Annotated in this window: 16 protein-coding genes, 4 tRNA genes and 1 pseudogene; 6 read left to right on the forward strand and 15 right to left on the reverse strand. The window is 58.7% G+C overall.

Annotated elements, in window-relative coordinates; translation table 11 throughout:
• The first annotated feature begins 39 nt into the window (after positions 1 to 39).
• Positions 40 to 1,092 (forward strand): pyruvate dehydrogenase, encoded by a 1,053-nt coding sequence (locus H097_RS13355; protein ID WP_050593349.1) that lies wholly within the window; start codon positions 40 to 42, stop codon positions 1,090 to 1,092.
• An 18-nt stretch (positions 1,093 to 1,110) separates the two neighbouring features.
• On the opposite strand, the gene H097_RS13360 is transcribed toward H097_RS13355, so the two are convergent.
• The gene (locus H097_RS13360) at positions 1,111 to 1,587 is read right to left on the reverse strand and encodes a MarR family transcriptional regulator (protein WP_029298408.1); all 477 of its coding nucleotides are present in this window, start codon (positions 1,585 to 1,587) and stop codon (positions 1,111 to 1,113) included.
• A 61-nt stretch (positions 1,588 to 1,648) separates the two neighbouring features.
• On the reverse strand, positions 1,649 to 1,891 hold the full coding sequence (locus H097_RS28735; RefSeq protein ID WP_241495430.1) for a hypothetical protein: 243 nt from the start codon (positions 1,889 to 1,891) through the stop codon (positions 1,649 to 1,651).
• On the opposite strand from H097_RS28735, the pseudogene aceE reads away from it, so the two are divergent.
• Positions 1,799 to 4,403, forward strand: a pseudogene (aceE, locus tag H097_RS13365) (pyruvate dehydrogenase (acetyl-transferring), homodimeric type). The gene H097_RS28735 and the pseudogene aceE overlap by 93 nt on opposite strands.
• On the opposite strand, the gene H097_RS13370 reads toward aceE, so the two are convergent.
• Together H097_RS13370 and H097_RS13375 are read right to left on the reverse strand one after the other, a co-directional pair.
• A complete protein-coding gene (locus tag H097_RS13370; protein ID WP_032860277.1) occupies positions 4,404 to 5,201 on the reverse strand; it encodes a DUF2242 domain-containing protein in 798 nt (265 codons plus the stop codon).
• A 44-nt stretch (positions 5,202 to 5,245) separates the two neighbouring features.
• Positions 5,246 to 6,190 carry a LysR family transcriptional regulator gene (locus H097_RS13375; RefSeq protein ID WP_050593350.1) on the reverse strand — a complete coding sequence of 315 codons (945 nt, stop codon included), beginning with the start codon at positions 6,188 to 6,190 and terminating at the stop codon, positions 5,246 to 5,248.
• 126 nt (positions 6,191 to 6,316) lie between these two features.
• On the opposite strand from H097_RS13375, the gene H097_RS13380 reads away from it, so the two are divergent.
• Positions 6,317 to 7,495, forward strand: coding sequence for an MFS transporter (locus H097_RS13380; protein WP_032860278.1), 1,179 nt, complete (start codon positions 6,317 to 6,319; stop codon positions 7,493 to 7,495).
• Positions 7,496 to 7,667: 172 nt separating this feature from the next.
• Here H097_RS13380 and H097_RS13385 read toward each other — a convergent pair whose 3' ends face one another.
• From H097_RS13385 to H097_RS13430, 10 genes are all read right to left on the reverse strand, one after another.
• Positions 7,668 to 9,539, reverse strand: coding sequence for a SurA N-terminal domain-containing protein (locus tag H097_RS13385; RefSeq protein ID WP_032860279.1), 1,872 nt, complete (start codon positions 9,537 to 9,539; stop codon positions 7,668 to 7,670).
• A gap of 229 nt (positions 9,540 to 9,768) precedes the next feature.
• Positions 9,769 to 10,041: an HU family DNA-binding protein gene (locus H097_RS13390; protein ID WP_003174819.1), complete on the reverse strand. Its 273-nt coding sequence runs from the start codon at positions 10,039 to 10,041 to the stop codon at positions 9,769 to 9,771.
• A gap of 146 nt (positions 10,042 to 10,187) precedes the next feature.
• Positions 10,188 to 12,584: an endopeptidase La gene (gene lon, locus H097_RS13395; RefSeq protein ID WP_032860280.1), complete on the reverse strand. Its 2,397-nt coding sequence runs from the start codon at positions 12,582 to 12,584 to the stop codon at positions 10,188 to 10,190.
• A gap of 160 nt (positions 12,585 to 12,744) precedes the next feature.
• Positions 12,745 to 14,028 carry an ATP-dependent Clp protease ATP-binding subunit ClpX gene (gene clpX / locus H097_RS13400; RefSeq protein WP_032860281.1) on the reverse strand — a complete coding sequence of 428 codons (1,284 nt, stop codon included), beginning with the start codon at positions 14,026 to 14,028 and terminating at the stop codon, positions 12,745 to 12,747.
• Between the two features lie 112 nt (positions 14,029 to 14,140).
• Positions 14,141 to 14,776 (reverse strand): ATP-dependent Clp endopeptidase proteolytic subunit ClpP, encoded by a 636-nt coding sequence (gene clpP / locus H097_RS13405; RefSeq protein ID WP_029298421.1) that lies wholly within the window; start codon positions 14,774 to 14,776, stop codon positions 14,141 to 14,143.
• Between the two features lie 92 nt (positions 14,777 to 14,868).
• Positions 14,869 to 16,179, reverse strand: a complete 1,311-nt coding sequence (tig, locus tag H097_RS13410) for a trigger factor (protein WP_032860283.1) — start codon at positions 16,177 to 16,179, stop codon at positions 14,869 to 14,871.
• Positions 16,180 to 16,581: 402 nt separating this feature from the next.
• Positions 16,582 to 16,657: transfer RNA gene (locus tag H097_RS13415), tRNA-His, on the reverse strand.
• A 76-nt stretch (positions 16,658 to 16,733) separates the two neighbouring features.
• Positions 16,734 to 16,818, reverse strand: a tRNA-Leu gene (locus tag H097_RS13420).
• A 60-nt stretch (positions 16,819 to 16,878) separates the two neighbouring features.
• Positions 16,879 to 16,954, reverse strand: a tRNA-His gene (locus tag H097_RS13425).
• Positions 16,955 to 16,986: 32 nt separating this feature from the next.
• Positions 16,987 to 17,063, reverse strand: a tRNA-Arg gene (locus tag H097_RS13430).
• A 280-nt stretch (positions 17,064 to 17,343) separates the two neighbouring features.
• On the opposite strand from H097_RS13430, the gene folD reads away from it, so the two are divergent.
• Complete coding sequence (gene folD / locus H097_RS13435) at positions 17,344 to 18,198, forward strand: bifunctional methylenetetrahydrofolate dehydrogenase/methenyltetrahydrofolate cyclohydrolase FolD (RefSeq protein ID WP_032860284.1); 855 nt, start codon at positions 17,344 to 17,346, stop codon at positions 18,196 to 18,198.
• Positions 18,199 to 18,915: 717 nt separating this feature from the next.
• Positions 18,916 to 19,839 carry a D-alanyl-D-alanine endopeptidase gene (gene pbpG / locus H097_RS13440; RefSeq protein ID WP_032860285.1) on the forward strand — a complete coding sequence of 308 codons (924 nt, stop codon included), beginning with the start codon at positions 18,916 to 18,918 and terminating at the stop codon, positions 19,837 to 19,839.
• Between the two features lie 41 nt (positions 19,840 to 19,880).
• Here the strand turns inward: pbpG and H097_RS13445 are convergent, their stop codons facing one another.
• Positions 19,881 to 20,567, reverse strand: coding sequence for a peptidase C39 family protein (locus H097_RS13445; RefSeq protein WP_032860314.1), 687 nt, complete (start codon positions 20,565 to 20,567; stop codon positions 19,881 to 19,883).
• Positions 20,568 to 20,779: 212 nt separating this feature from the next.
• Between H097_RS13445 and H097_RS28415 the strand changes: the two genes are divergently transcribed.
• Positions 20,780 to 20,941: a hypothetical protein gene (locus H097_RS28415; RefSeq protein ID WP_191982823.1), complete on the forward strand. Its 162-nt coding sequence runs from the start codon at positions 20,780 to 20,782 to the stop codon at positions 20,939 to 20,941.
• Positions 20,942 to 20,971 lie beyond the last annotated feature (30 nt).

Below are 20,971 nucleotides of genomic sequence, written 5' to 3' on the forward strand. Positions count from 1 at the left end.
CATTGCAGTTGCAATCATTGCGCAACTTCCATTAGGGTGATGCTCTGCACCGCCAATGGGACGCGACTCTTGACTGCTAGCACTGCGCAATCCGCACAAATCTGCATCGACACCTTGAACAATCAGCAGCCGCCCCGCAGCTCGCCGCTGTATACGGTGATGGCTATGGCCAACACCCTAGAGTTCAACCCCGCGACGTGCAGGCAAGCCTGGGTCATTCGCGGCCAGTCCCACTCCAGGCGCATTGCCACCTGGCCCACCTGGTTTGCCCGTAACCGTGGGGAAAAACCGCTGTTGTACCTGCATAGCGCCACCTCATCGGCGCAGCTGTGTTCCCTCTCTCGCGGCACCGAGCAACGGGGGATTCTGTGCAACGACATCCAGACCCGTCCCGCCAGGTGGACCAGAGGCGCACACCCCTCACTCCCGCTGTGGCTGGCCAGCAATCCACATTGCACCCCCTATGATCCGGCCTCCGGCGAAGAAACCCGGGCGATAGTCCTGGCAGCCTTGCATGCGCTGTATATCGAGGGCAGGCCGGGTTTCTATTACCTGGCCCTGCATGACCAGCACGACGGGCCGGGATTGGCGCAACAAGACCGCGCGGATGCAATCAAGGGGATGTATCGGATCGGGCGCGAACCACCGGCACCTCTGCACGTGCGCCTGCTGGGTGCAGGCTACGTGTTTGCAGAAGTCGTGCATGCCGCAAGGTTGCTGGAGGAGGACTGGAACGTATCGGCGCAGCTATGGAGCTGCCCCAGCTACACCCGATTGGTGCGCGAAGCAAATGCCGCCGAGCGCTGGAACCGCCTGCATCCACTGGCAGAAAAACGCAGCAGTCACTTACGCGATTGCCTGGCGGGCAACGACAGCCCAGTGATCGCGGTCACCGGCTATCCGCAGTCCGTCGTCGACCCGCTGGCGGCCCATGTGCGTGCACGCTTTGTCGCCCTGGGTGCCGGCTCAGTCCGGCCAGCGGCACCTGACCGCTATTGGATTACCGCACTGGCTTTAAAAGCACTGGCAGAGGATGGGCTGATCGGACCACAACAGGTGGAACGGGCATTGCAGCAGTACCGGCTCAGATGAGCGGGAAGACGCCCTTGCCTATGGCGTTTCAGACCTGCGCCGTCCCCGTGTTTGCGCACTGGCCATCGCCAGCCCCGCCGTGCGCTCCAGCGCATCGGAAAAGCCCTGACGCTGCTCGGCGTTGAGTTGCGAAAGGAACAATTCATCCACGGTACTTTCGTAGATGCCCCACATCTTTTTACGCAACACCCGGCCCTCATCGGTGATCGAGGCAAACGCGGCGCGCCCATCACCCTCGCAGCGCGAGCGCACCACCAGGCCGTCCTTTTCCAAGCGGTCCACCAACCGCGTCAGGTTGTAGCGCTCGATGGCCAGTACATCGGCCAACTCATGCATGCGCCGAGTGCCATCAGGACCGCTTTCCAGGCCCCACAAGGCGTCGTACCAGGCGTATGGCGGCAAGCCGGCCTGGGTCAGGCGCCGTTCAATTTCACGGATGACCGCCCTGTGGGCCCTGACAAACCGAAACCATACATCAGGCTCTTTCGATGCCATGCAACACCATCCGGGGAATTCGAGAAGGTTGCAATGGTAGCTCATCCCGCGCTAAATTCAGTCATGTAGTTGCAATTGCAATCACTTTGCAGCGTGCCCAATCACCTTCCACAAGAAGCCCGCACGTTGATAACCGCACACCCTGGAGCCTCACATGAACGCGAACAACGCAGTAAGACTCGACGACGATCCACAGGAAACGCGCGAATGGCTGGAGTCCATCGAATCGGTGCTGTCCACCGAAGGCCGCCCGCGCGCCCATTACCTGATCGATCAGTTGCTGGATTTCGACGTAGCGCGCCATGGCGACTTCCACGGACGGGTCACCACCCCTTACGTCAACACCATCGCGTGTGGACCGCCAACTGCCCTACCCCGGCAACCTGGCGGTAGAACGCAGGCTCAATGCGTTTATCCGCTGGAATGCCATGGCCATGGTATTGCGCGCCGGCAAGCACTCGGGCGTGGGTGGACATATCGCCACGTATGCGTCGGCTGCAGTGTTGTACGACGTAGGCTTTGACCATTTCTTTCGTGGCCGTACCGAGACCTTCGCCGGCGACCTGGTGTACATCCAGGGTCACTCCTCGCCAGGCATTTACGGTCGCGCCTACCTTGAAGGGCGTATCAACGAAGCACAACTCGACAACTTCCGCCGCGAGGCCGGTGGTCAGGGCCTGTCCTCCTATCCCCATCCCCGGTTGATGCCGGACTTCTGGCAGTTTCCTACGGTGTCGATGGGCCTGGGGCCCATCACTGCGGCCTACCAGGCGCGGTTCATGCGCTACCTGGACCTGCGCGCCCTCAAGCCGCAGGAGGGGCGCAAGGTCTGGGCCTTCCTGGGGGATGGCGAAATGGACCAGCCGGAATCCCTCGCGGCGATCTCTCTGGCCGGGCGCGAGAAACTGGACAACCTGATTTTCGTGGTCAATTGCAACCTTCAGCGCCTCGATGGCCCGGTACGCGGCAACGCCAAGGTGATCCAGGAGTTCGAGAGCCTGTACCGCGCTGCCGGCTGGAACGTGATCAAAGTCATCTGGGGCGGTGGCTGGGACGCCCTGCTGGACAAGGACACCAGCGGCCTGCTGCGTCAGCGCATGATGGAGTGCGTAGACGGCGACTATCAGAACTACAAGTCGCAAAACGGCGCCTATGTGCGCGAACATTTCTTCGGCAAATACCCGGAGTTGCTGGCGCTGGTGGCGGATCTTTCCGACGATGAAATCTGGAAGCTCTCACGGGGCGGCCATGACCCCGACAAGGTCTATAACGCCTATGCCGCCGCCGTTCGCCATACCGGCCAACCTACAGTGATCCTGGCGAAAACCGTCAAGGGTTTTGGCATGGGTGAAGCGGGCGAAGGCCAGAACATCAACCACCAACTGAAGAAAATGGGCGCCGAGGCGGTCAAGGCCTTCCGTGACCGGTTCGGCCTCGAAGTGGCCGACGACCAACTGGCACAAATCCCCTATCTCAAGCCGGCGCCAGACAGCGAAGAAGCGCGCTACTTTGCCGCTCGACGCCAAGCGCTCGGCGGCTACGTTCCAGCCCGGCACAGTTCGGTGCCAGCGCTGCAAGCCCCCCCGCTCGAGGCCTTTGCCACGCAACTCAAAGACACCGGCGAGCGCGCCATTTCCACCACCATGGCCTTCGTCCGCATCCTCGGCACCCTGCTCAAAGACCCTAACCTGGGCAAGCTGATCGTACCTATCGTGCCGGACGAGTCCCGCACGTTCGGCATGGAGAGCCTGTTCCGCCAGATCGGTATTCATTCTGCCGTGGGCCAACTCTATACCCCCCAGGACGCGGGCCAACTGAGCTACTACAAAGAGAGCAAGGACGGCCAGATCCTGCAGGAAGGCCTGAATGAGTCCGGTGCATTTTCTTCTTGGATCGCCGCCAGTACGTCCTACGCCAACCACGGCGTGATGATGGTGCCCTTCTACATCTTCTATTCGATGTTCGGCTTCCAGCGCATTGGCGACCTGGCCTGGGCCGCAGGCGATGCGCGGGCCCGCGGGTTCCTGCTGGGCGCCACTGCCGGGCGCACCACCCTGATGGGCGAAGGGTTGCAACACGATGACGGGCATAGCCACGTAATGGCCTCGGTGATCCCTTGCTGTGTGTCCTACGACCCGACCTTTGCCTACGAGCTTGCCGTAATCATCCGTGAGGGCATACGGCGCATGTTTGTCGAGCAGCAGGACATTTACTACTACATCACCCTGCTCAACGAAAACTACCCGCACCCGGCCATGCCCGACGACGTCGAAGACGGAATTCTCAAGGGGATGTATTGCCTGAAAGCCGGCCAGCAGCCCCAGGTGCAGCTGATGGGCAGTGGCTCGATCCTGCGCGAGGTGATCGCCGCCGCGGACTTGTTACGCAAGGACTTTGACGTGGACTCTGACGTCTGGAGTGTCACCAGCCTCACCGAACTGCGCCGCGATGGTCACGCCGTGGAGCGCTGGAACCTCCTGCATCCGCAGGAAACGCCACGTACTAGCTACGTGGAGCAATGCCTGACGGACCGCGCAGGGCCAGTGGTGATTGCCACCGACTACATGAAAATCTTCGCCGATCAGATTCGCCCATTCATGGCGGGCCGGCGCCTGGTCGCCCTGGGTACCGATGGCTTTGGCCAGTCCGATACTCGTGAAGCGCTGCGCGAATTCTTCGAGGTAGATCGCCACTTCATCGTCCTGGCCGCATTGAAGGGCCTGGCGGACGATGGCCTGATCAACCGCGCCAAGGTCAGCGAGGCAATCAGCCGCTACGGGATCGACGTCGACAAGACCGACCCCGTCAACGTGTAGTCACTGGGCCGGCAGCGGCGGGATCGCTTCCGTCGGTGCCGGCAGCAAAGGCGTGGCTGGCGCCGGTTCCGTCGGTTGCGCTGGCGTTTGCTGGGGCATGATCGGCGCTGTCTCCGGTGGCGGCGACAGCGGTTCCGAGACTGCTGGAGCAACAGGTGCAGCCGGCGCTTCATCGGGTGTCTCAACCTTCTCGATCAGCGGCGCGGGCTTGGGCTCCGGCACGCCAAGGTCAGCCTTGGGCGCCTCTTGAATGTGTTCGGCAGCCTTCACTTCCTGCGGCAGGAACACGTCCACCAACGCAAAGTAGCGGTCATAGAACTTCGGCGATGTAACCGTCTCGCTGGCCACCTTGACCATGGAATCATCGGTGGAGCCGATCGGCATCGATACCGAACCGAGTACACCCACCCCCAGGCTGGCGGAGTTATTGACCTTCTTCAGCGCATAGCGATCCTGCAGGGCGTTGGCAAACATGGTCGCATGATGCTCGCTGCTGCCATCTTCGGCACAGACCACGTTGAAACTGATCTGCAGATGGGTCTCACCGGTCTGCTGGAAACTCTTGTTGCCGCTCACCAGCTTGGGGTCGCTGCTGGTGATGATATAGCCCTGGCTGAGCAACGCCCGGCGTGCCGCTTCACAGGCCGCGACATCGCTGACCGGGTAATTGCGTGAAAACGTACCGGAGTCGTCGAAATTCTCATGTTCGTAGATAGCGGTCTTGGGCGACGAGCAGCCCGTGGCGCCTGCCAGCACCAGCGCAAGCGCAAGGCCACGCAAGTGAAATGAAGTCGACATTGATGATCCTGAGGAAAACGGTCAGGGCGGTATTGTGCAACAGATCATGTGGTCTGCGCGCGGATTCCTGTGGGTAAGACGCCAGCGGCTGACGCGACGCCAGGCGTAGGAAAAAGCCTGGCACTCATATGATCGATAAACACCCGCAGTTTGGCCGAGGCATGCCGACTTGACGGCCATAGCATCCAGAAGCTGCCGTGGTGCTCAAGGTAATCGTCCAGTACCCGTTGCAGGCGGCCCTGCTCCACGGATTCACGAACCATGAAGTCCGGCAGGCAGGCGATCCCCAGGCCTTCATGCACCACATGGTTCAACGACTCGATGGTGGTGCTGATCAACGGCGCGCGCAACACGGGCTCGGGCTCACCCGGTAGATGGCGCAATGGCCAGGCTTCCAGCTTGCCCGTGGCGCAGAATTTGTGGCGCAGGCAGGCGTGGCGATTCAGATCCGTAGGACAAACCGGTGTGCCATGTAGGGCGAAGTACTGTGCCGATCCCACCAACACCAACCGATAGTGCCCCAGCAGTCGGGCCGTCAGCCGCGAATCCTCAGGTTTACCGGTGCGCACCACGGCGTCGAATCCTTCTTCGATCACATCCACCATGCGGTCGGAAAAATCCACGTCCAACTCGATATCCGGATAAGCCCGCATGAACTCGGTCAGCACCGGCATCAATAAGCCCCGGACCTGGGGCAAGCTGATACGCAATTTGCCACGGGGGATGGCCGTCGCTTCGATCAACTCCTGCTCCGCCGCGTCCACTTCAGCCAGGATCCGCCGCGATCGTTCGAGGAACAGCGCGCCCTCGGCAGTCAGGGTGATACTGCGGGTGCTGCGATGAAACAGGCGCACACCCAGGCGTTGCTCCATACGCGCAATGCTTTTGCCGACGGCCGAGGAAGACACCCCCAGCACGCGACCGGCCTGGGTAAAGCTGCGGGTTTCCGCGACCTGCACAAACACCGAAATACTGCCCAGGCTGTCCATTGTCCCTTCCTGCTGATTACGGACATAAACATCCGATAAGTTCGGAACCTTAGCCTATTTTTCCCAACGCTTCAGCCCCCTACTCTGCCCCAATGTCCTGATGCCTTGAATACGGAGCCGAGCCACATGAACGACAGCAGTACAACCCAATGCCTGTCCAGCCCCCGCGAACGCCTGCCCATGATGGGTTTGCTGGCGCTGGCCACCGCCGGTTTCATCACCATCCTCACCGAAGCGATGCCCGCCGGCCTGCTGCCCCAGATGAGCGCCGGCCTGGGGGTTAGCGAGGCGCTGGTCGGCCAACTCGTGACGCTGTATGCCCTTGGTTCGTTGCTGGCCGCCATTCCCTTGACCATCGCCACCCGTGGCTGGCGGCGCCGGCCCTTGCTGCTGATCGCCATTGGCGGCTTTGCGCTGGTCAACAGTGTCACGGCGCTTTCCAGTGTCTATTGGCTGACGCTGGTTGCGCGCTTGCTGGCCGGGGTCTTTGCGGGCTTGCTCTGGGCGCTGCTGGCGGGATATGCCAGCCGCATGGTGGCGCCACACCTGCAAGGCCGGGCGATTGCCGTGGCGATGCTTGGTGCCCCCCTGGCGCTGTCCCTCGGGGTGCCGGCCGGGACCTTTCTCGGCACGGCGGTAGGCTGGCGCTTGAGCTTTGCGATCATGACCGGGCTGACCGTGGTGCTGTTGGCGTGGGTACGCTGGCAGGTGCCCGATTTTGCCGGGCAAGGGGCGCAACAGCGTCTGGGCTTACGCCAGGTCCTGTGCTTGCCGGGGGTACGTCCGGTGCTGTGGGTGACCTTTACCTACGTGCTGGCGCATAACATTCTGTACACCTACATCGCGCCGTTCCTGGTGCCCGCCGGGATCGCCGCTGACATTGACCAGGTGCTGCTGGTGTTTGGCCTGGCTGCACTGATGGGGATCTGGATCGTCGGCCTGTTGATTGATCGGCGCCTCCACACCCTGCTGCTGGTCAGTTGTGTGATGTTTGGCGCGGCGGCGTTGGGGTTGGGGTTGTGGATGACGGATGCCGATATCGTCTATGCATCCATCGCCCTCTGGGGATTGGCCTTTGGTGGTTTGCCTGCCCTGCTGCAAACGGCATTGGCCAAGTCTGCCGGCAACTCTGCGGATGCTGCCCAATCAATGCTGGTGACGGTGTGGAACCTGGGAATTGCCGGCGGCGGGCTGGTAGGTGGTGTGCTGCTGCAAGGATGGGGCGTGATGTCCTTTCCCTGGGCGGTCGCTGGCTTGGCCATGCTGGCATTGATCGCAACCTTAAAGACCCGGAGCCCCCAGTAAGGTAGGAGCGAGCTTGCTCGCGAAAGACGTTAACGATAATGGGGGCTTGCTGGGTATACGCGGCGCTCTCAGGTTCTTCGCGAGCACGCTCGCGCCTACAAAACCTCGGTGCGCAGGCAAAAAAAGACCCCGGCTTTCAGGCCGGGGTCTTTTTTAAGGCTATCTCACGACATCAGAACCGCTTGATGTCAGCCTTGGCTTCCAGTTCCTTACGGAACGCAGCGAAGTCTTGCTGACCGACCCGCGAAGCGAGGAAGCGACGATACTGCTCCTTCTCTTCATCGGTAGGTGCAGCCCCTTCGTTGACGCTGTTCAAGCGTACGATCATCAAGCTGCCGTCAGGCAGGGTCACGTCGGCAAAGGTCGGTTTGTCCTTCGCCGCCGGCTTGGCCATGCGGAACAGAGCCTGCAGCACGGCAGGCTCAACGCCTTCCTGGCCACGGGTGGCTGCTTCAGTGACTTTCCAGGCCTGGCCATCAACCGACTTATCCAACGGCAACTTGCCATCACGCAGGCTGGCGATCAGTTCGTCAGCGTGAGTCTTCGCCGCAGCGCTTGCACGCTCCTTGGTCAACTGTGCACGGATGGCCGTTTCCACGCTTGCCAGTGGCAGTTGCTCAGGCTTGCGGTGCTCTTTGGCGCGCAGGACCACGATGGTTTCCGGATCCAGCTCGATGGCGGTGCTGTTGGCACCTTCATCCAGCACTTCAGGACTGAAAGCAGCCTGGATCACGGCACGGTTGGCCGCGATGCCTTCACCACCTTCACGGCCAAACGGCGCCGAGGTGTGTACGGTCAGCTTCAGGTCCGAGGCCGGCTGGGCCAGGTCGGAGGCTTCAAATGCCGCGTCTTCCAGTTGCTTGGTCGCCTCGACGAAGCGCTGCTCCACTTGCTGGGTCTTCAGCTCGCGGGTCAGTTTGTCTTTCAGGCTGGCGAACGATGGCACTTCAGGTGCTTCAACGCCCAACAGCTTGATCAGGTGCCAGCCGAAGCTGGAACGTACCGGCGCCGAAACCTGGTCCTTGTTCAAGGCGTACAGGGCGGTTTCGAAGTCAGGATCGTAGACACCAGGACCTGCAAAACCCAGGTCGCCGCCATTGTTGGCCGAACCTGGATCCTGGGAGAACTCCTTGGCCAGAGCCTCGAAGCTTTCGCCCTTGGCCAGGCGCGCCTGGACCTCTTCGATCTTGGCCTTGGCTTGCGCCTCGGTCATCTTGTCGTTGACTTCGATCAGGATGTGCGCGGCACGACGCTGTTCAGCGAGGTTGGCGGTCTCTTTCTCGTACAGGGCCTGCAGCTCATCGTCCTTGACCGTTACCTGGTCGAAGAACGAAGCCTTCTTCAGCTCCAGGTAGTCGATGACGACCTGGTCCGGGGTCATGAACTCCTTGGCGTGCTGGTCGTAGTAAGCCTTGACCTCGTCGTCGGTGAGTTTCACGGCACCCGGGTCGGCCTTGACGCTGACGGTGGCGAAATCACGGGTCTGTTTTTCCAGACGCGCGAAGTTCAGGACTTCCTGGTCGGTGACAAAACCGCTGCCGGCAATGCCTGCGCGCAGTTGGCCGATGAGCATTTCCTGGGTCAGCATCTGACGGAACTGCATACGGCTGTAGCCCAGTTGACGGATCACCTGGTCGAAGCGTTCAGCGCTGAACTTGCCGTCTTCCTGGAATTCCGGCGTCTGCAGGATCACTTGGTCCAGTGCAGCTTCCGAGAAGGAGAACTTCGAATCGGCCGCGCCTTGCAGCAGCAGCTTACGATCGATCAGGCCCTTGAGGGCCGCTTCGCGCAGCATTTTTTCATCCAGCAAGGACGCGTCGAAGTCCTTGCCCAATTGTTGCATCAGCTGCCGACGTTGCATGTCGACGGCCTGGCTCAGCTCGTTCTGACTGATTTCTTCACCATTGACCTTGGCCGCGTCCTGGCTGTTGGTCGTAGCCTGGAAAATGGCCTCGATACCGGTGAAGGCCATCAGTACAACGATGAGCCCGATAATGGTCTTGGCAATCCAGCCTTGTGAATTGTCCCTGATATTCTGCAGCATGCGTCCCCCAGAAACGGTTGAACTTCAAAATTAGGCAACCGTGGAGCGTGGGTAGAATCCGGATAGAAGAAAGGCGCATCCGAGGATGCGCCTTCTCGTAACTGGCGGAACGGACGGGTGTTGAACCCGCCCCCCGGCGTAGCGACCCAATGGATACTTGGGTCAGTTGCCGCTCCGCTGCCAGGCCAGACCTGCGTCCGGCCCGGATAGGCAAAGGCTTGAACGAAGCTTAGTTAACGGCTTCTTTCAGGGCTTTACCGGCTTTGAAACCTGGTTTCTTGGCAGCAGCGATTTGCAGTGCTTTGCCAGTCTGTGGGTTACGGCCAGTGCGAGCTGGACGATCGGTCACAGAGAAAGTGCCGAAGCCTACCAGTACCACGGAGTCGCCGGCCTTGAGAGCGCCAGTGACGGATTCGATTACTGCGTCCAGCGCACGGCCAGCAGCGGCTTTCGGGATATCAGCAGATGCGGCGATAGCATCAATCAGTTCCGACTTGTTCACTCTAAGTCCCCTTATATCTATTGAGTATGATTCTAAGTTTTTTGGTGAAAGCAAAAACCAGTGCTGAATGGCCTACAGACACTTAAGAGCCGCTTTATAACAAGGGCTCTAAAAATCTGTCAAGGAAGCCCCCAGGCTTAAACGTATTAATGCGTGCTAATTCTTTCCTTAGAGTCAGTCTCGCGCTTTTCGTCCTTCGCGACTATCTCGGGAGCCACATCCGGCAAGGGCTCCGGCGCGTATTGCAGCGCAATTTGCAGGACCTCGTCAATCCATTTAACCGGTTTAATCTGCAGATCCTGCTTAATGTTGTCAGGAATTTCCTTCAAATCGCGAACATTCTCTTCCGGAATGATCACGGTCTTGATACCACCGCGGTGTGCAGCAAGCAATTTCTCTTTCAAGCCACCGATGGCCAATACCTGACCACGCAGGGTAATTTCCCCGGTCATGGCCACATCAGCGCGTACCGGGATGCCGGTCAGGGCCGAGACCAGGGCCGTGCACATGCCTACGCCAGCGCTAGGGCCGTCTTTGGGTGTAGCCCCCTCAGGCATGTGGATGTGAGTGTCGTGCTTCTCGTGGAAGTCCAGGGGGATTCCCAGGCTACGGGCGCGACTGCGCACCACGGTCTGCGCGGCGGTGATGGACTCGACCATCACGTCACCCAAAGAACCGGTCTTGATCAATTGCCCTTTGCCAGGAATCACTGCGGCTTCGATAGTCAACAATTCGCCGCCTACCTGGGTCCACGCCAGGCCAGTGACCTGCCCTACCTGATCCTGCTGCTCGGCCAAACCGTAGCGGAATTTACGCACACCCAGGTAATGCTCCAACGAGTCGGCCGTAGCCTTCACGGAGAAGCGTTTTTCCAGTGCATGCTCCTTGACCGCCTTGCGGCAAATTTTCGCAATCTGGCGTTCAAGCCCCCGCACACCGGCCTCGCGAGTGTAGTAGCGCACGATATCGCGGATCGCCTCGACATCGAATTCGATCTCGCCCTTCTTCAGGCCATTGGCCGAAATCTGCTTGGGCGCAAGGTATTTGACCGCGATATTGATCTTCTCGTCTTCGGTGTAACCCGGCAGACGAATCACCTCCATCCGGTCCAGCAAGGCTGGCGGAATGTTCATGGAGTTGGAGGTGCACAGGAACATTACGTCAGACAAGTCGTAATCGACTTCCAGGTAATGATCGTTGAAATTGTGGTTCTGCTCGGGGTCGAGTACTTCCAGCAGGGCCGATGCTGGATCGCCACGCATGTCGCTGCCCATTTTGTCGATTTCATCGAGCAGGAACAGCGGGTTGCGCACCCCGACCTTTGTCATCTTTTGAATCAATCTTCCCGGCATCGAACCGATGTAAGTCCGGCGATGGCCGCGAATTTCCGCCTCGTCACGCACGCCACCGAGGGCCATACGCACGAATTTACGGTTTGTTGCACTGGCGATCGACTCAGCCAACGAGGTTTTACCCACGCCAGGAGGACCCACCAGGCACAACACCGGGCCGCGAATCTTCTTCACCCGCTTCTGCACGGCGAGGTATTCGAGGATGCGCTCCTTGACCTCTTCAAGGCCGTAGTGATCGGCATCGAGGATGTCTTCGGCACGCGCCAGGTCCAGGCGTACCTTGGTCTGGGCTTTCCACGGTACCTGCACCAGCCAGTCGATGTAGGAACGAACCACGGTGGCTTCGGCCGACATCGGCGACATTTGCTTGAGCTTGTTCAGCTCGGCGGTGGCTTTGGTCAGGGCGTCTTTCGGCAGGCCAGCGGCGTCGATGCGCTTTTTCAGCTCTTCGATTTCGTTGTGGCCTTCCTCGCTATCGCCGAGTTCCTTCTGAATGGCCTTCATCTGCTCATTCAGGTAGTACTCGCGCTGGCTGCGCTCCATCTGTTTCTTTACGCGGCCACGAATGCGCTTCTCGACCTGCAACAGGTCAATCTCGGCATCCAGCAGCGCCAGGACGTGCTCGACCCGGGTCGACAGGTCGATGATTTCGAGGATGTCCTGCTTCTGCTCGATTTTCAGCGCCATGTGCGCGGCCATGGTGTCGACCAGGCGGCTTGGCTCATCGATGCTGTTGAGGGAGGACAGGACTTCAGCCGGGACTTTCTTGCCCAGTTGCACGTATTGCTCGAACTGGGACAGCAGGCTACGCACAAAGACTTCGGATTCGCGCTCAGGTGCATCGACTTCGTCGATCAATGCCACTTCCGCACGCAGGTGGCCATCCACCTCCATGAAGCGCTCGACCGCCCCGCGCTGCTCACCTTCGACCAGCACCTTGACGGTGCCATCCGGCAGCTTGAGCAATTGCAGAACGGTTGCAATAGTACCAACGCGATACAGGGCGTCTTCGCCAGGATCGTCGTCAGCCGGGTTTCTCTGGGCCAACAGCAGGATCTGCTTGTCGCCCGTCATCGCTGCCTCAAGGGCTTCGATAGACTTCTCGCGCCCCACGAACAGCGGGATAACCATGTGCGGATACACAACCACATCACGCAATGGCAGGAGAGGCAATTCAATGGTTGTCTTCATGATTTCGCCTCTATGACAGATGAAAGTAAGCTTGAAACCAAGATGGGGGCTGCGTGTAAAAAAAACAAGCTCAATGCTGGCAGTTACACACAGTAAAAATTCTCATGAAAAACAAAGGGGCCCCTAGAGGCCCCTTGTTTGTACCGAAACTGCGCAACGCTTATGCGTCTGGCGCAGCCTTGGCAGTCGGCTCACTGTTTTCGTAGATATACAGTGGCTTGGACTTACCTTCTATAACGCTTTCGTCGATCACCACTTTACTCACCTCGGACTGCGAGGGGATTTCGTACATGGTGTCGAGCAGTACGCCTTCGAGAATCGAACGCAAACCGCGTGCGCCGGTCTTGCGCTCCAGTGCCCGCTTGGCCACCGACTTGAGCGCGTCAGAACGGAACTCAAGGTCCACGCCTTCCATTTCGAACAGCTTGGCGTATTGCTTGGTCAGGGCGTTTTTCGGCTCGGTGAGGATCTGAATCAGAGCAGCCTCATCCAGCTCGTCCAACGTGGCCAGGACCGGCAGACGACCAACGAATTCCGGGATCAGACCAAACTTGACCAAATCGTCAGGCTCGACTTCACGCAGGGACTCGCCCACCTTCTTGCCTTCTTCCTTGCTGCGCACTTCTGCACTGAAACCAATGCCACCCCGAGTGGAACGCTGCTGGATGACCTTTTCCAGACCGGAGAACGCGCCGCCACAGATAAACAGGATGTTGCGCGTATCAACCTGCAGGAATTCCTGCTGCGGGTGCTTGCGGCCGCCTTGGGGCGGTACGGAAGCGACCGTGCCTTCAATCAGCTTCAGCAGGGCTTGCTGCACGCCTTCACCGGAAACATCCCGAGTGATCGACGGGTTGTCGGACTTGCGCGAAATCTTGTCGATTTCATCGATATAGACAATACCCATCTGGGCTTTCTCTACGTCGTAGTCGCACTTCTGCAGCAGTTTCTGAATGATGTTCTCGACATCTTCACCCACGTAGCCAGCCTCGGTGAGGGTGGTGGCGTCGGCGATGGTGAACGGAACGTTCAGCAGGCGAGCGAGGGTTTCTGCAAGCAGGGTCTTACCCGAGCCTGTAGGACCGATCAGCAAGATGTTGCTCTTGCCGAGTTCGACTTCGTCGCCTTTCTTGTCACGCTGGTTCAAGCGCTTGTAGTGGTTGTACACCGCTACGGCCAGAACCTTCTTTGCACGCTCTTGACCAATCACGTACTGGTCAAGGATGCCGCTGATTTCTTTAGGCGAAGGCAATTTATGCGCGCTGCTTTCGGCCTGTGCCTCCTGCACCTCCTCACGGATGATGTCATTGCACAGGTCGACGCACTCGTCGCAGATAAAGACCGAGGGGCCGGCAATCAATTTGCGCACTTCATGCTGGCTTTTGCCACAGAAGGAGCAATAGAGCAGCTTGCCGTTGTCCTCGCCGTTGCGGGTGTCAGTCATTCGTTCGATCCAAATCCGATAGGCTTGCAACACAAGATGAAGGCTTATGCGGGCTTTTTCAAGCCCGCCAGTGGTCGGACATGCCGACCAGCCCTATTTTGAGCTGCTTATATTAAGCGGGGCGCTTGTCGATCACGGCGTCGATCAGCCCGTATTCACGCGCGGCCTCGGCACTCATGAAGTTGTCGCGGTTGGTATCGCGCTCGATTTCTTCCAGGGTGTGCCCGCTGTGCTTGGCCATCAGCGTGTTGAGACGCTCGCGGATAAACAGGATTTCCTTGGCGTGGATCTCGATGTCCGATGCCTGCCCCTGGAAACCGCCCAGTGGCTGGTGAATCATCACGCGCGAGTTGGGCAGGCAGAAACGCTTGCCTTCGGCACCGGCTGTCAGCAGGAATGCACCCATGCTGCAGGCCTGGCCAATGCACGTGGTGGATACATTCGGCTTGATGAACTGCATGGTGTCGTAGATCGACATGCCCGCCGTTACCGAACCGCCTGGGGAGTTGATGTAGAGATGGATGTCCTTGTCCGGGTTTTCCGCTTCAAGGAACAGCAGTTGCGCACAGATCAGGTTGGCCATGTAGTCCTCTACCGGACCAACCAGAAAGATCACTCGCTCCTTGAGCAGGCGCGAGTAGATGTCATAGGCGCGTTCGCCACGAGCAGATTGCTCGACAACCATCGGGACCAGGCCGCCTGCGGCCTGGATATCAGAGTTCTGCTGAATATACGAATTACGGAACATGCTCTGCAGTTACTCCCAAATAGTCATGTCTTGAATACGCATAAGCCAGCGCGAGGCTGGCTTATGGGTGTATTTTCAAACGAGTTGGACAATCAGTCGGCTTGTGCTGCTTCAGCCGGCTTGACTGCTTCTTCGTAAGAGACCGCTTTGTCGGTCACCTTAGCCTTCTGCAGAACAGTATCCACAACTTGTTCTTCCAGCACAACCGAACGGACTTCGTTCAGTTGCTGGTCATTCTTGTAGTACCAAGCCACGACCTGCTCAGGCTCCTGGTAGGCCGAAGCCATTTCCTGGATCATTTCGCGAACGCGGTCTTCGTCAGGCTTGAGGTCGAACTGCTTGACCACTTCAGCCACGATCAGGCCCAACACGACACGGCGCTTGGCTTGTTCTTCGAACAGCTCGGCCGGCAGTTGGTCAGGCTTGATGTTGCCACCAAACTGCTGAACAGCTTGTACGCGCAGGCGATCCACTTCATTGGACAGCAGGGCCTTAGGCACTTCGATCGGGTTGGCGGCCAGCAGACCGTCCATTACCTGGTTCTTGACCTTGGACTTGATGGCCTGGCGCAGCTCACGCTCCATGTTCTTGCGAACTTCGGCGCGGAAACCTTCGATACCGGTTTCCTTGATACCGAACTGGGCGAAGAACTCTTCGTTCAGCTCTGGCAGCTTAGGCTCGGAAACGCTGTTGACCGTCACGGTGAACTCGGCAGCTTTGCCAGCCAGGTCCAGGTTTTGGTAGTCAGCAGGGAAAGTCAGGTTCAGGACGCGCTCTTCGCCGGCTTTAGCGCCAACCAGGCCGTCTTCGAAACCCGGGATCATGCGGTTGGAACCCAGAACCAACTGGGTGCCCTTGGCCGAGCCGCCAGCGAATACTTCGCCGTCAACCTTGCCCACGAAATCGATGTTCAACTGGTCTTCGTTCTGGGCGGCACGATCGGCCACTTCAAAACGGGTGTTCTGCTTGCGCAGGATTTCCAGCATGTTGTCCAGGTCGGCATCAGCCACTTCGGCGCTCAGGCGCTCGATTTCGATACCTTCGAAACCAGCCACTTCGAACTCTGGGAACACTTCGAATACGGCAACGTATTCCAGGTCCTTGCCAGCTTCCAGGGACTTAGGCTCGATGGAAGGCGAACCAGCCGGGTTCAGCTTTTGCTCGACAACAGCTTCGTAGAAGGAAGCCTGGATCACGTCGCCTACGGCATCTTGACGCGCATCAGCACCAAAACGGCGCTTGATTTCGCTCATCGGCACTTTGCCTGGACGGAAACCAGCGATCTTGGCCTTCTGGGCAGTCTGCTGCAGACGCTTGTTGACCGCAGTCTCGATGCGCTCTGCCGGCACGGTGATGCTCATGCGGCGCTCGATAGCAGTAGTATTTTCAACAGAAACTTGCATGGATATTCCTCGTTGCACAGACGTTAGCCGGCCGTTTCCGACCCAAGAATCAAGGGCATGCATTCTAGTGGGTCAAACTCAAGAAGTCACCCTACTGAAAACGGGTTAAAAAACAGCAGGCATTTTACAGGTACGAATGCACGAATGCTCCTCGCCCCAGTGACAAATACAGCCAATCACGCCAGGGCTCTGTGCCAACCCTTCTATATATAGAAGAAGCTGCCAACCATCTCCCCGGCTGCCGACCTTGCACACAAGGCCGACGGGCAGAACGGCATCATCGAGAAACAAAAATACGACGAAACGCCCCACCCCTGCGACCCAAAACCTGCAGTCGCCGAATACGCAAACCGCTAAAACAAAAAAGGCGCCAGACTGTTAAATCTGGCGCCTTTCGGAATATGGGGTGGACGAAGGGGATCGAACCCTCGACAACGGGAGTCACAATCCCGTGCTCTACCAACTGAGCTACGCCCACCATATTGCGTGACAAAGAAGCCAACTGCCTTCTCTGCCGAGCACCAACCCAGCCAATGCAGGGGTGACGCTTTATTTGGTGCGGATGAAGAGACTCGAACTCTTACGCCTCGCGGCGCTGGAACCTAAATCCAGTGTGTCTACCAATTCCACCACATCCGCGGCTTGAAGCTTTTTTAAAACAAAGGCGCCAGACCGTTAAATCTGGCGCCTTTTCAAATATGGGGTGGACGAAGGGGATCGAACCCTCGACAACGGGAGTCACAATCCCGTGCTCTACCAACTGAGCTACGCCCACCATCTTGCGCTACTTGTGCCAAAGCTGCCTAATGGCGCACCCGGCAGGACTCGAACCTGCGACCATCCGCTTAGAAGGCGGATGCTCTATCCAGCTGAGCTACGGGCGCCTGATTAATCTGTACTCTTGGAGGACTACAAACTAAATGCTTCCAGCCTTACACAATAAAACGGCTATTGCGCTCGACCTTCTTAACCAGTGCTAGGCTGTGCCCGACAAGTGCGACGAATAGTATAGACGCCCCTAGGGGCCGTCAAATCTTTTTTGAAAAAAATTCATTTTATTTAAGGGGTTAGGGGAATTTGCAGACCAAGCGCCTTTGCCCTCACGTCCTGGCGTGCGAGAATGCGCGCACTTTTCCTCCCCCTCTCGATGGTTAATCACGCGTAATGACTGCACAACTTATCGACGGCAAATCAATCGCCGCCAGCCTGCGCCAGCAGATCGCCAAACGTGTCACCGAGCGTCGCCAGCTTGGCCTGCGCACGCCGGGGCTCGCGGTGATCCTGGTCGGCAGCGATCCTGCCTCCCAGGTTTATGTCTCGCACAAGCGTAAAGACTGTGAAGAGGTCGGCTTTATTTCCAAGGCCTACGACTTGCCTTCCGACACCACCCAACAGGCCCTCACCGACCTGATCGACGGTCTCAACGACGATCCGAACATCGACGGCATCCTGCTGCAATTGCCGCTGCCAGAGCACCTGGACGCCTCCCTGCTGCTGGAGCGCATCCGCCCCGACAAAGACGTAGACGGCTTCCACCCTTATAACGTCGGTCGCCTGGCCCAGCGCATTCCCCTGCTGCGCCCCTGCACACCGAAGGGCATCATGACCCTGCTGGAAAGCACCGGCGTCGACCTGTACGGCCTGGATGCAGTGGTGGTTGGCGCGTCCAACATTGTAGGTCGCCCGATGGCCATGGAGTTGCTGCTGGCCGGCTGCACTGTGACCGTCACCCACCGCTTCACCAAGGACCTGGCAGGCCACGTCGGGCGTGCCGACCTGGTCGTGGTCGCCGCGGGCAAGCCAGGCCTGGTCAAGGGCGAGTGGATCAAGGAAGGCGCCATCGTGATCGACGTGGGTATCAACCGTCAGGATGACGGCAAGCTGGTGGGCGACGTGGTGTACGAAACCGCCCTGCCCCGCGCCGGATGGATCACCCCGGTACCTGGTGGTGTTGGCCCGATGACTCGTGCATGCCTGCTGGAAAACACGCTGTACGCAGCCGAAACGTTGCACAGCTAAAAGGACCCCGCCTTGACGCAATGCTGTTAGGTCACGCCGGGCTTCCTGAAAAATCCGCTATCAGATATCTGGCAGCGGATTTTTTTATTCCTGCCCGAGAGATTTGACTTGCTCCCTGTCAACAAGAACAGCACGCCGCGGTTTCCTGAAAATGATGCCTGCGCGCTTAAAGGCCACACCTATAAGGAGCGCAACCCCCAAACTCCATAACCCTATGATGGTCAGTGCCATACATCCTCCTCAAGTATTGCCACCACGTACGACACGACGATTACAAAAAAAACTGACAATCGCCATTGTCGCACTGGCTCTCAGCGTATTGGCATCAGCGGCTCCAGCGATCAACAACGTTGTAGTACCCGTCACCATGAAGCCTGTGCCCACACACAGTAATAAATTGGTCGCCCATCGGATCGTTTTGCCGTTCATCTACGTCCCTGTTTTCAACAACGCCTCCTCAATTCAACGTTAACAAAAAGCCCATATCAAAGGCTCTGAGGTTTTTGTATCAGTCCTACACACCCAGGACCGACAGGACCGTTTTTACGGAGCCTTATCGCCAACGCGCTTGCGCTACAAACCTAACCAATCATCGGCTTACAGCCTTTATTTAAAGGCTCTCTATCAGTTTGTGATCCATACTAATAATATGTAACGTCATTTTTCATAAAACCGGCTGCATCCGGTATTTTTCTACCTTTTAGCGAGTTCATCCGCGTGAAAATTCATCTTTCTCTCATCAGCCTGTTCTTCGCATTCGCAGGCACTGTCGCCAACGCCAGTGAAACCACCCTGGCCCCACGGGACACCTCGCAACTGCACATCGCCTCAGGCAGCGCGATGCTGGTGGACTTGCAAACCAACAAAGTCATCTATTCCAGCAACCCCGACGTGGTCGTACCGATCGCCTCCGTCACCAAGCTGATGACCGGCATGGTGGTGCTGGATGCCAAGCAGAATATGGATGAGTACATCTCCATCAACATCAGCGACACCCCGGAAATGAAAGGCGTGTTCTCGCGAGTCAAGCTCAACAGCGAAATGCCGCGCAAGGAAATGCTGCTGATTACCCTGATGTCCTCGGAAAACCGTGCAGCTGCCAGCCTGGCCCACCATTATCCGGGTGGCTATGCGGCGTTTATTGCCGCAATGAACGCCAAGGCCAAGGCCCTGGGCATGACCAGCACCCGCTATGTCGAGCCCACCGGTCTGTCGATCCATAATGTGTCCACCGCCCGCGACTTGAGCAAGCTGGTGCAGGCCGCGCACAAATATCCGCTGCTCACGCAATTGAGCACCACCAAGGAAAAGACCGTGTCGTTCCGCAAGCCCAGTTACACCCTGGGTTTTTCCAACACCGATCACTTGGTCAACCGCGCCAACTGGGATATCAAGCTGACCAAGACCGGTTTCACCAACCAGGCCGGTCACTGCCTGGTGCTGGTGACGAGCATGGGCAACCGCCCAGTGTCGCTGGTGATCCTCGATGCCTTCGGCAAATTCACGCACTTTGCCGATGCCAGCCGTATTCGCAAGTGGATTGAAACGGGCAAGAGCGGCTCGGTGCCGGATGTGGCCCTGCAATACAAGGCCGACAAGAACCTCAAGGGCCGCCAGACCGGGGTCGCCCAATCGCACTGATGCACAGCTGACAAAAACGGCGCTCTCGAGCGCCGTTTGCGTTATGGCTGCTTTGGCCTTTCAGCCATGACCTTGAGTGCCTGTGCCGCCGCCTGTTCCTGGCCGGCCTGGGCGGTGGCGTTGGCGGCCTGCTGCCACCTCGCCGTATCCAGGTTGACCGGCAACTGGCTCGGACGCTGCACCAGCACCGCCCACTGCCCGGCGCTTTTCCAGGCGGACTCGAAGTCGCTGAACGCCACCGGGCGTCGCCGATCCCTGGCGACGCGCAACAACACCGTACTGTTTTGCTGGTTAAAGCCCACCAGTACCGCATAACGCGGCTCGGCCCAGAGTGTCGAGCCTTCGGTAATCCGCACCATCACCGGATACCCCGCCGCCACCTGCGCCAACAGCGCCGTCAGCCTGGTATCCAGCGGATACACCAACATCCCGTATTCGCGCGCCAGCACTTGCATGTTGCGCTCAAGGTCGGCTTCCCCACCGGGTAGATGCAATGGCTTATCCAGCAAGCCCGGTGTAATCACAATGCCTTGTTGCGACAGCATGCTGGCCAGGGCAGCCGGACCGCCCTGGTACGTGTCGCCACGAAACGCCGGCACGCCGTTGAGCTCTACACGTTCGGGCAGGCCCTTGATTTTTGAAGGTGTGGGATGCCCGGCACACGCGGCCAAGCCAAGGACGCAGGCAGCCACCAGCAAGGAGGCTTTGAGGTTCGACCGTAAACGCAACTTCTTCACTCTCTTGATCATCTGCGGGCTGGGGCGTTGATCATAGGACGCTCTTGGGCCCGGGTATAGCCTTGGGCAGCAGTAAAAAGCCCGGGATAGAGCAAACAAGTTGGACGCACACGACCATTGGTCAATAGCACGCAACCGGGAGGCAGCTAGACTGTCCATTGCAAAGACAGTGTGTGCCCTGCACAGGGCAAAAGGAGGCACTCATGAGCCTGACAGCCACAATTTTCCTGTTGGTGCTTGGCTGGCTGGCCGTCGCCGGCGCCATGCTGTGGGGCGTGTTGCGCGTGACCCGCCGGCACCCTCATCCACAGCCCAAGGCCGAGGCACGCGCCAAGACCCACAAGCCAGTCGCGCATCACGCCTGACCGAATCCAGGAGCCGGCAAGCCGGCTCCT

This window comes from Pseudomonas sp. FH4, assembly GCF_000510915.2.
Taxonomy (GTDB): Bacteria; Pseudomonadota; Gammaproteobacteria; order Pseudomonadales; family Pseudomonadaceae; genus Aquipseudomonas; species Aquipseudomonas brenneri.

Coding starts and splice junctions, on each gene's coding strand:
- H097_RS13355 (WP_050593349.1), top strand. CDS start 40: ATGCTCTGCACCGCCAATGGGACGCGACTCTTGACTGCTAGCACTGCG.
- H097_RS13360 (WP_029298408.1), bottom strand. CDS start 1,587: ATGGCATCGAAAGAGCCTGATGTATGGTTTCGGTTTGTCAGGGCCCAC.
- H097_RS28735 (WP_241495430.1), bottom strand. CDS start 1,891: ATGGCGCGCTACGTCGAAATCCAGCAACTGATCGATCAGGTAATGGGC.
- H097_RS13370 (WP_032860277.1), bottom strand. CDS start 5,201: ATGTCGACTTCATTTCACTTGCGTGGCCTTGCGCTTGCGCTGGTGCTG.
- H097_RS13375 (WP_050593350.1), bottom strand. CDS start 6,190: ATGGACAGCCTGGGCAGTATTTCGGTGTTTGTGCAGGTCGCGGAAACC.
- H097_RS13380 (WP_032860278.1), top strand. CDS start 6,317: ATGAACGACAGCAGTACAACCCAATGCCTGTCCAGCCCCCGCGAACGC.
- H097_RS13385 (WP_032860279.1), bottom strand. CDS start 9,539: ATGCTGCAGAATATCAGGGACAATTCACAAGGCTGGATTGCCAAGACC.
- lon (WP_032860280.1), bottom strand. CDS start 12,584: ATGAAGACAACCATTGAATTGCCTCTCCTGCCATTGCGTGATGTGGTT.
- clpX (WP_032860281.1), bottom strand. CDS start 14,028: ATGACTGACACCCGCAACGGCGAGGACAACGGCAAGCTGCTCTATTGC.
- clpP (WP_029298421.1), bottom strand. CDS start 14,776: ATGTTCCGTAATTCGTATATTCAGCAGAACTCTGATATCCAGGCCGCA.
- tig (WP_032860283.1), bottom strand. CDS start 16,179: ATGCAAGTTTCTGTTGAAAATACTACTGCTATCGAGCGCCGCATGAGC.
- folD (WP_032860284.1), top strand. CDS start 17,344: ATGACTGCACAACTTATCGACGGCAAATCAATCGCCGCCAGCCTGCGC.
- H097_RS28415 (WP_191982823.1), top strand. CDS start 20,780: ATGAGCCTGACAGCCACAATTTTCCTGTTGGTGCTTGGCTGGCTGGCC.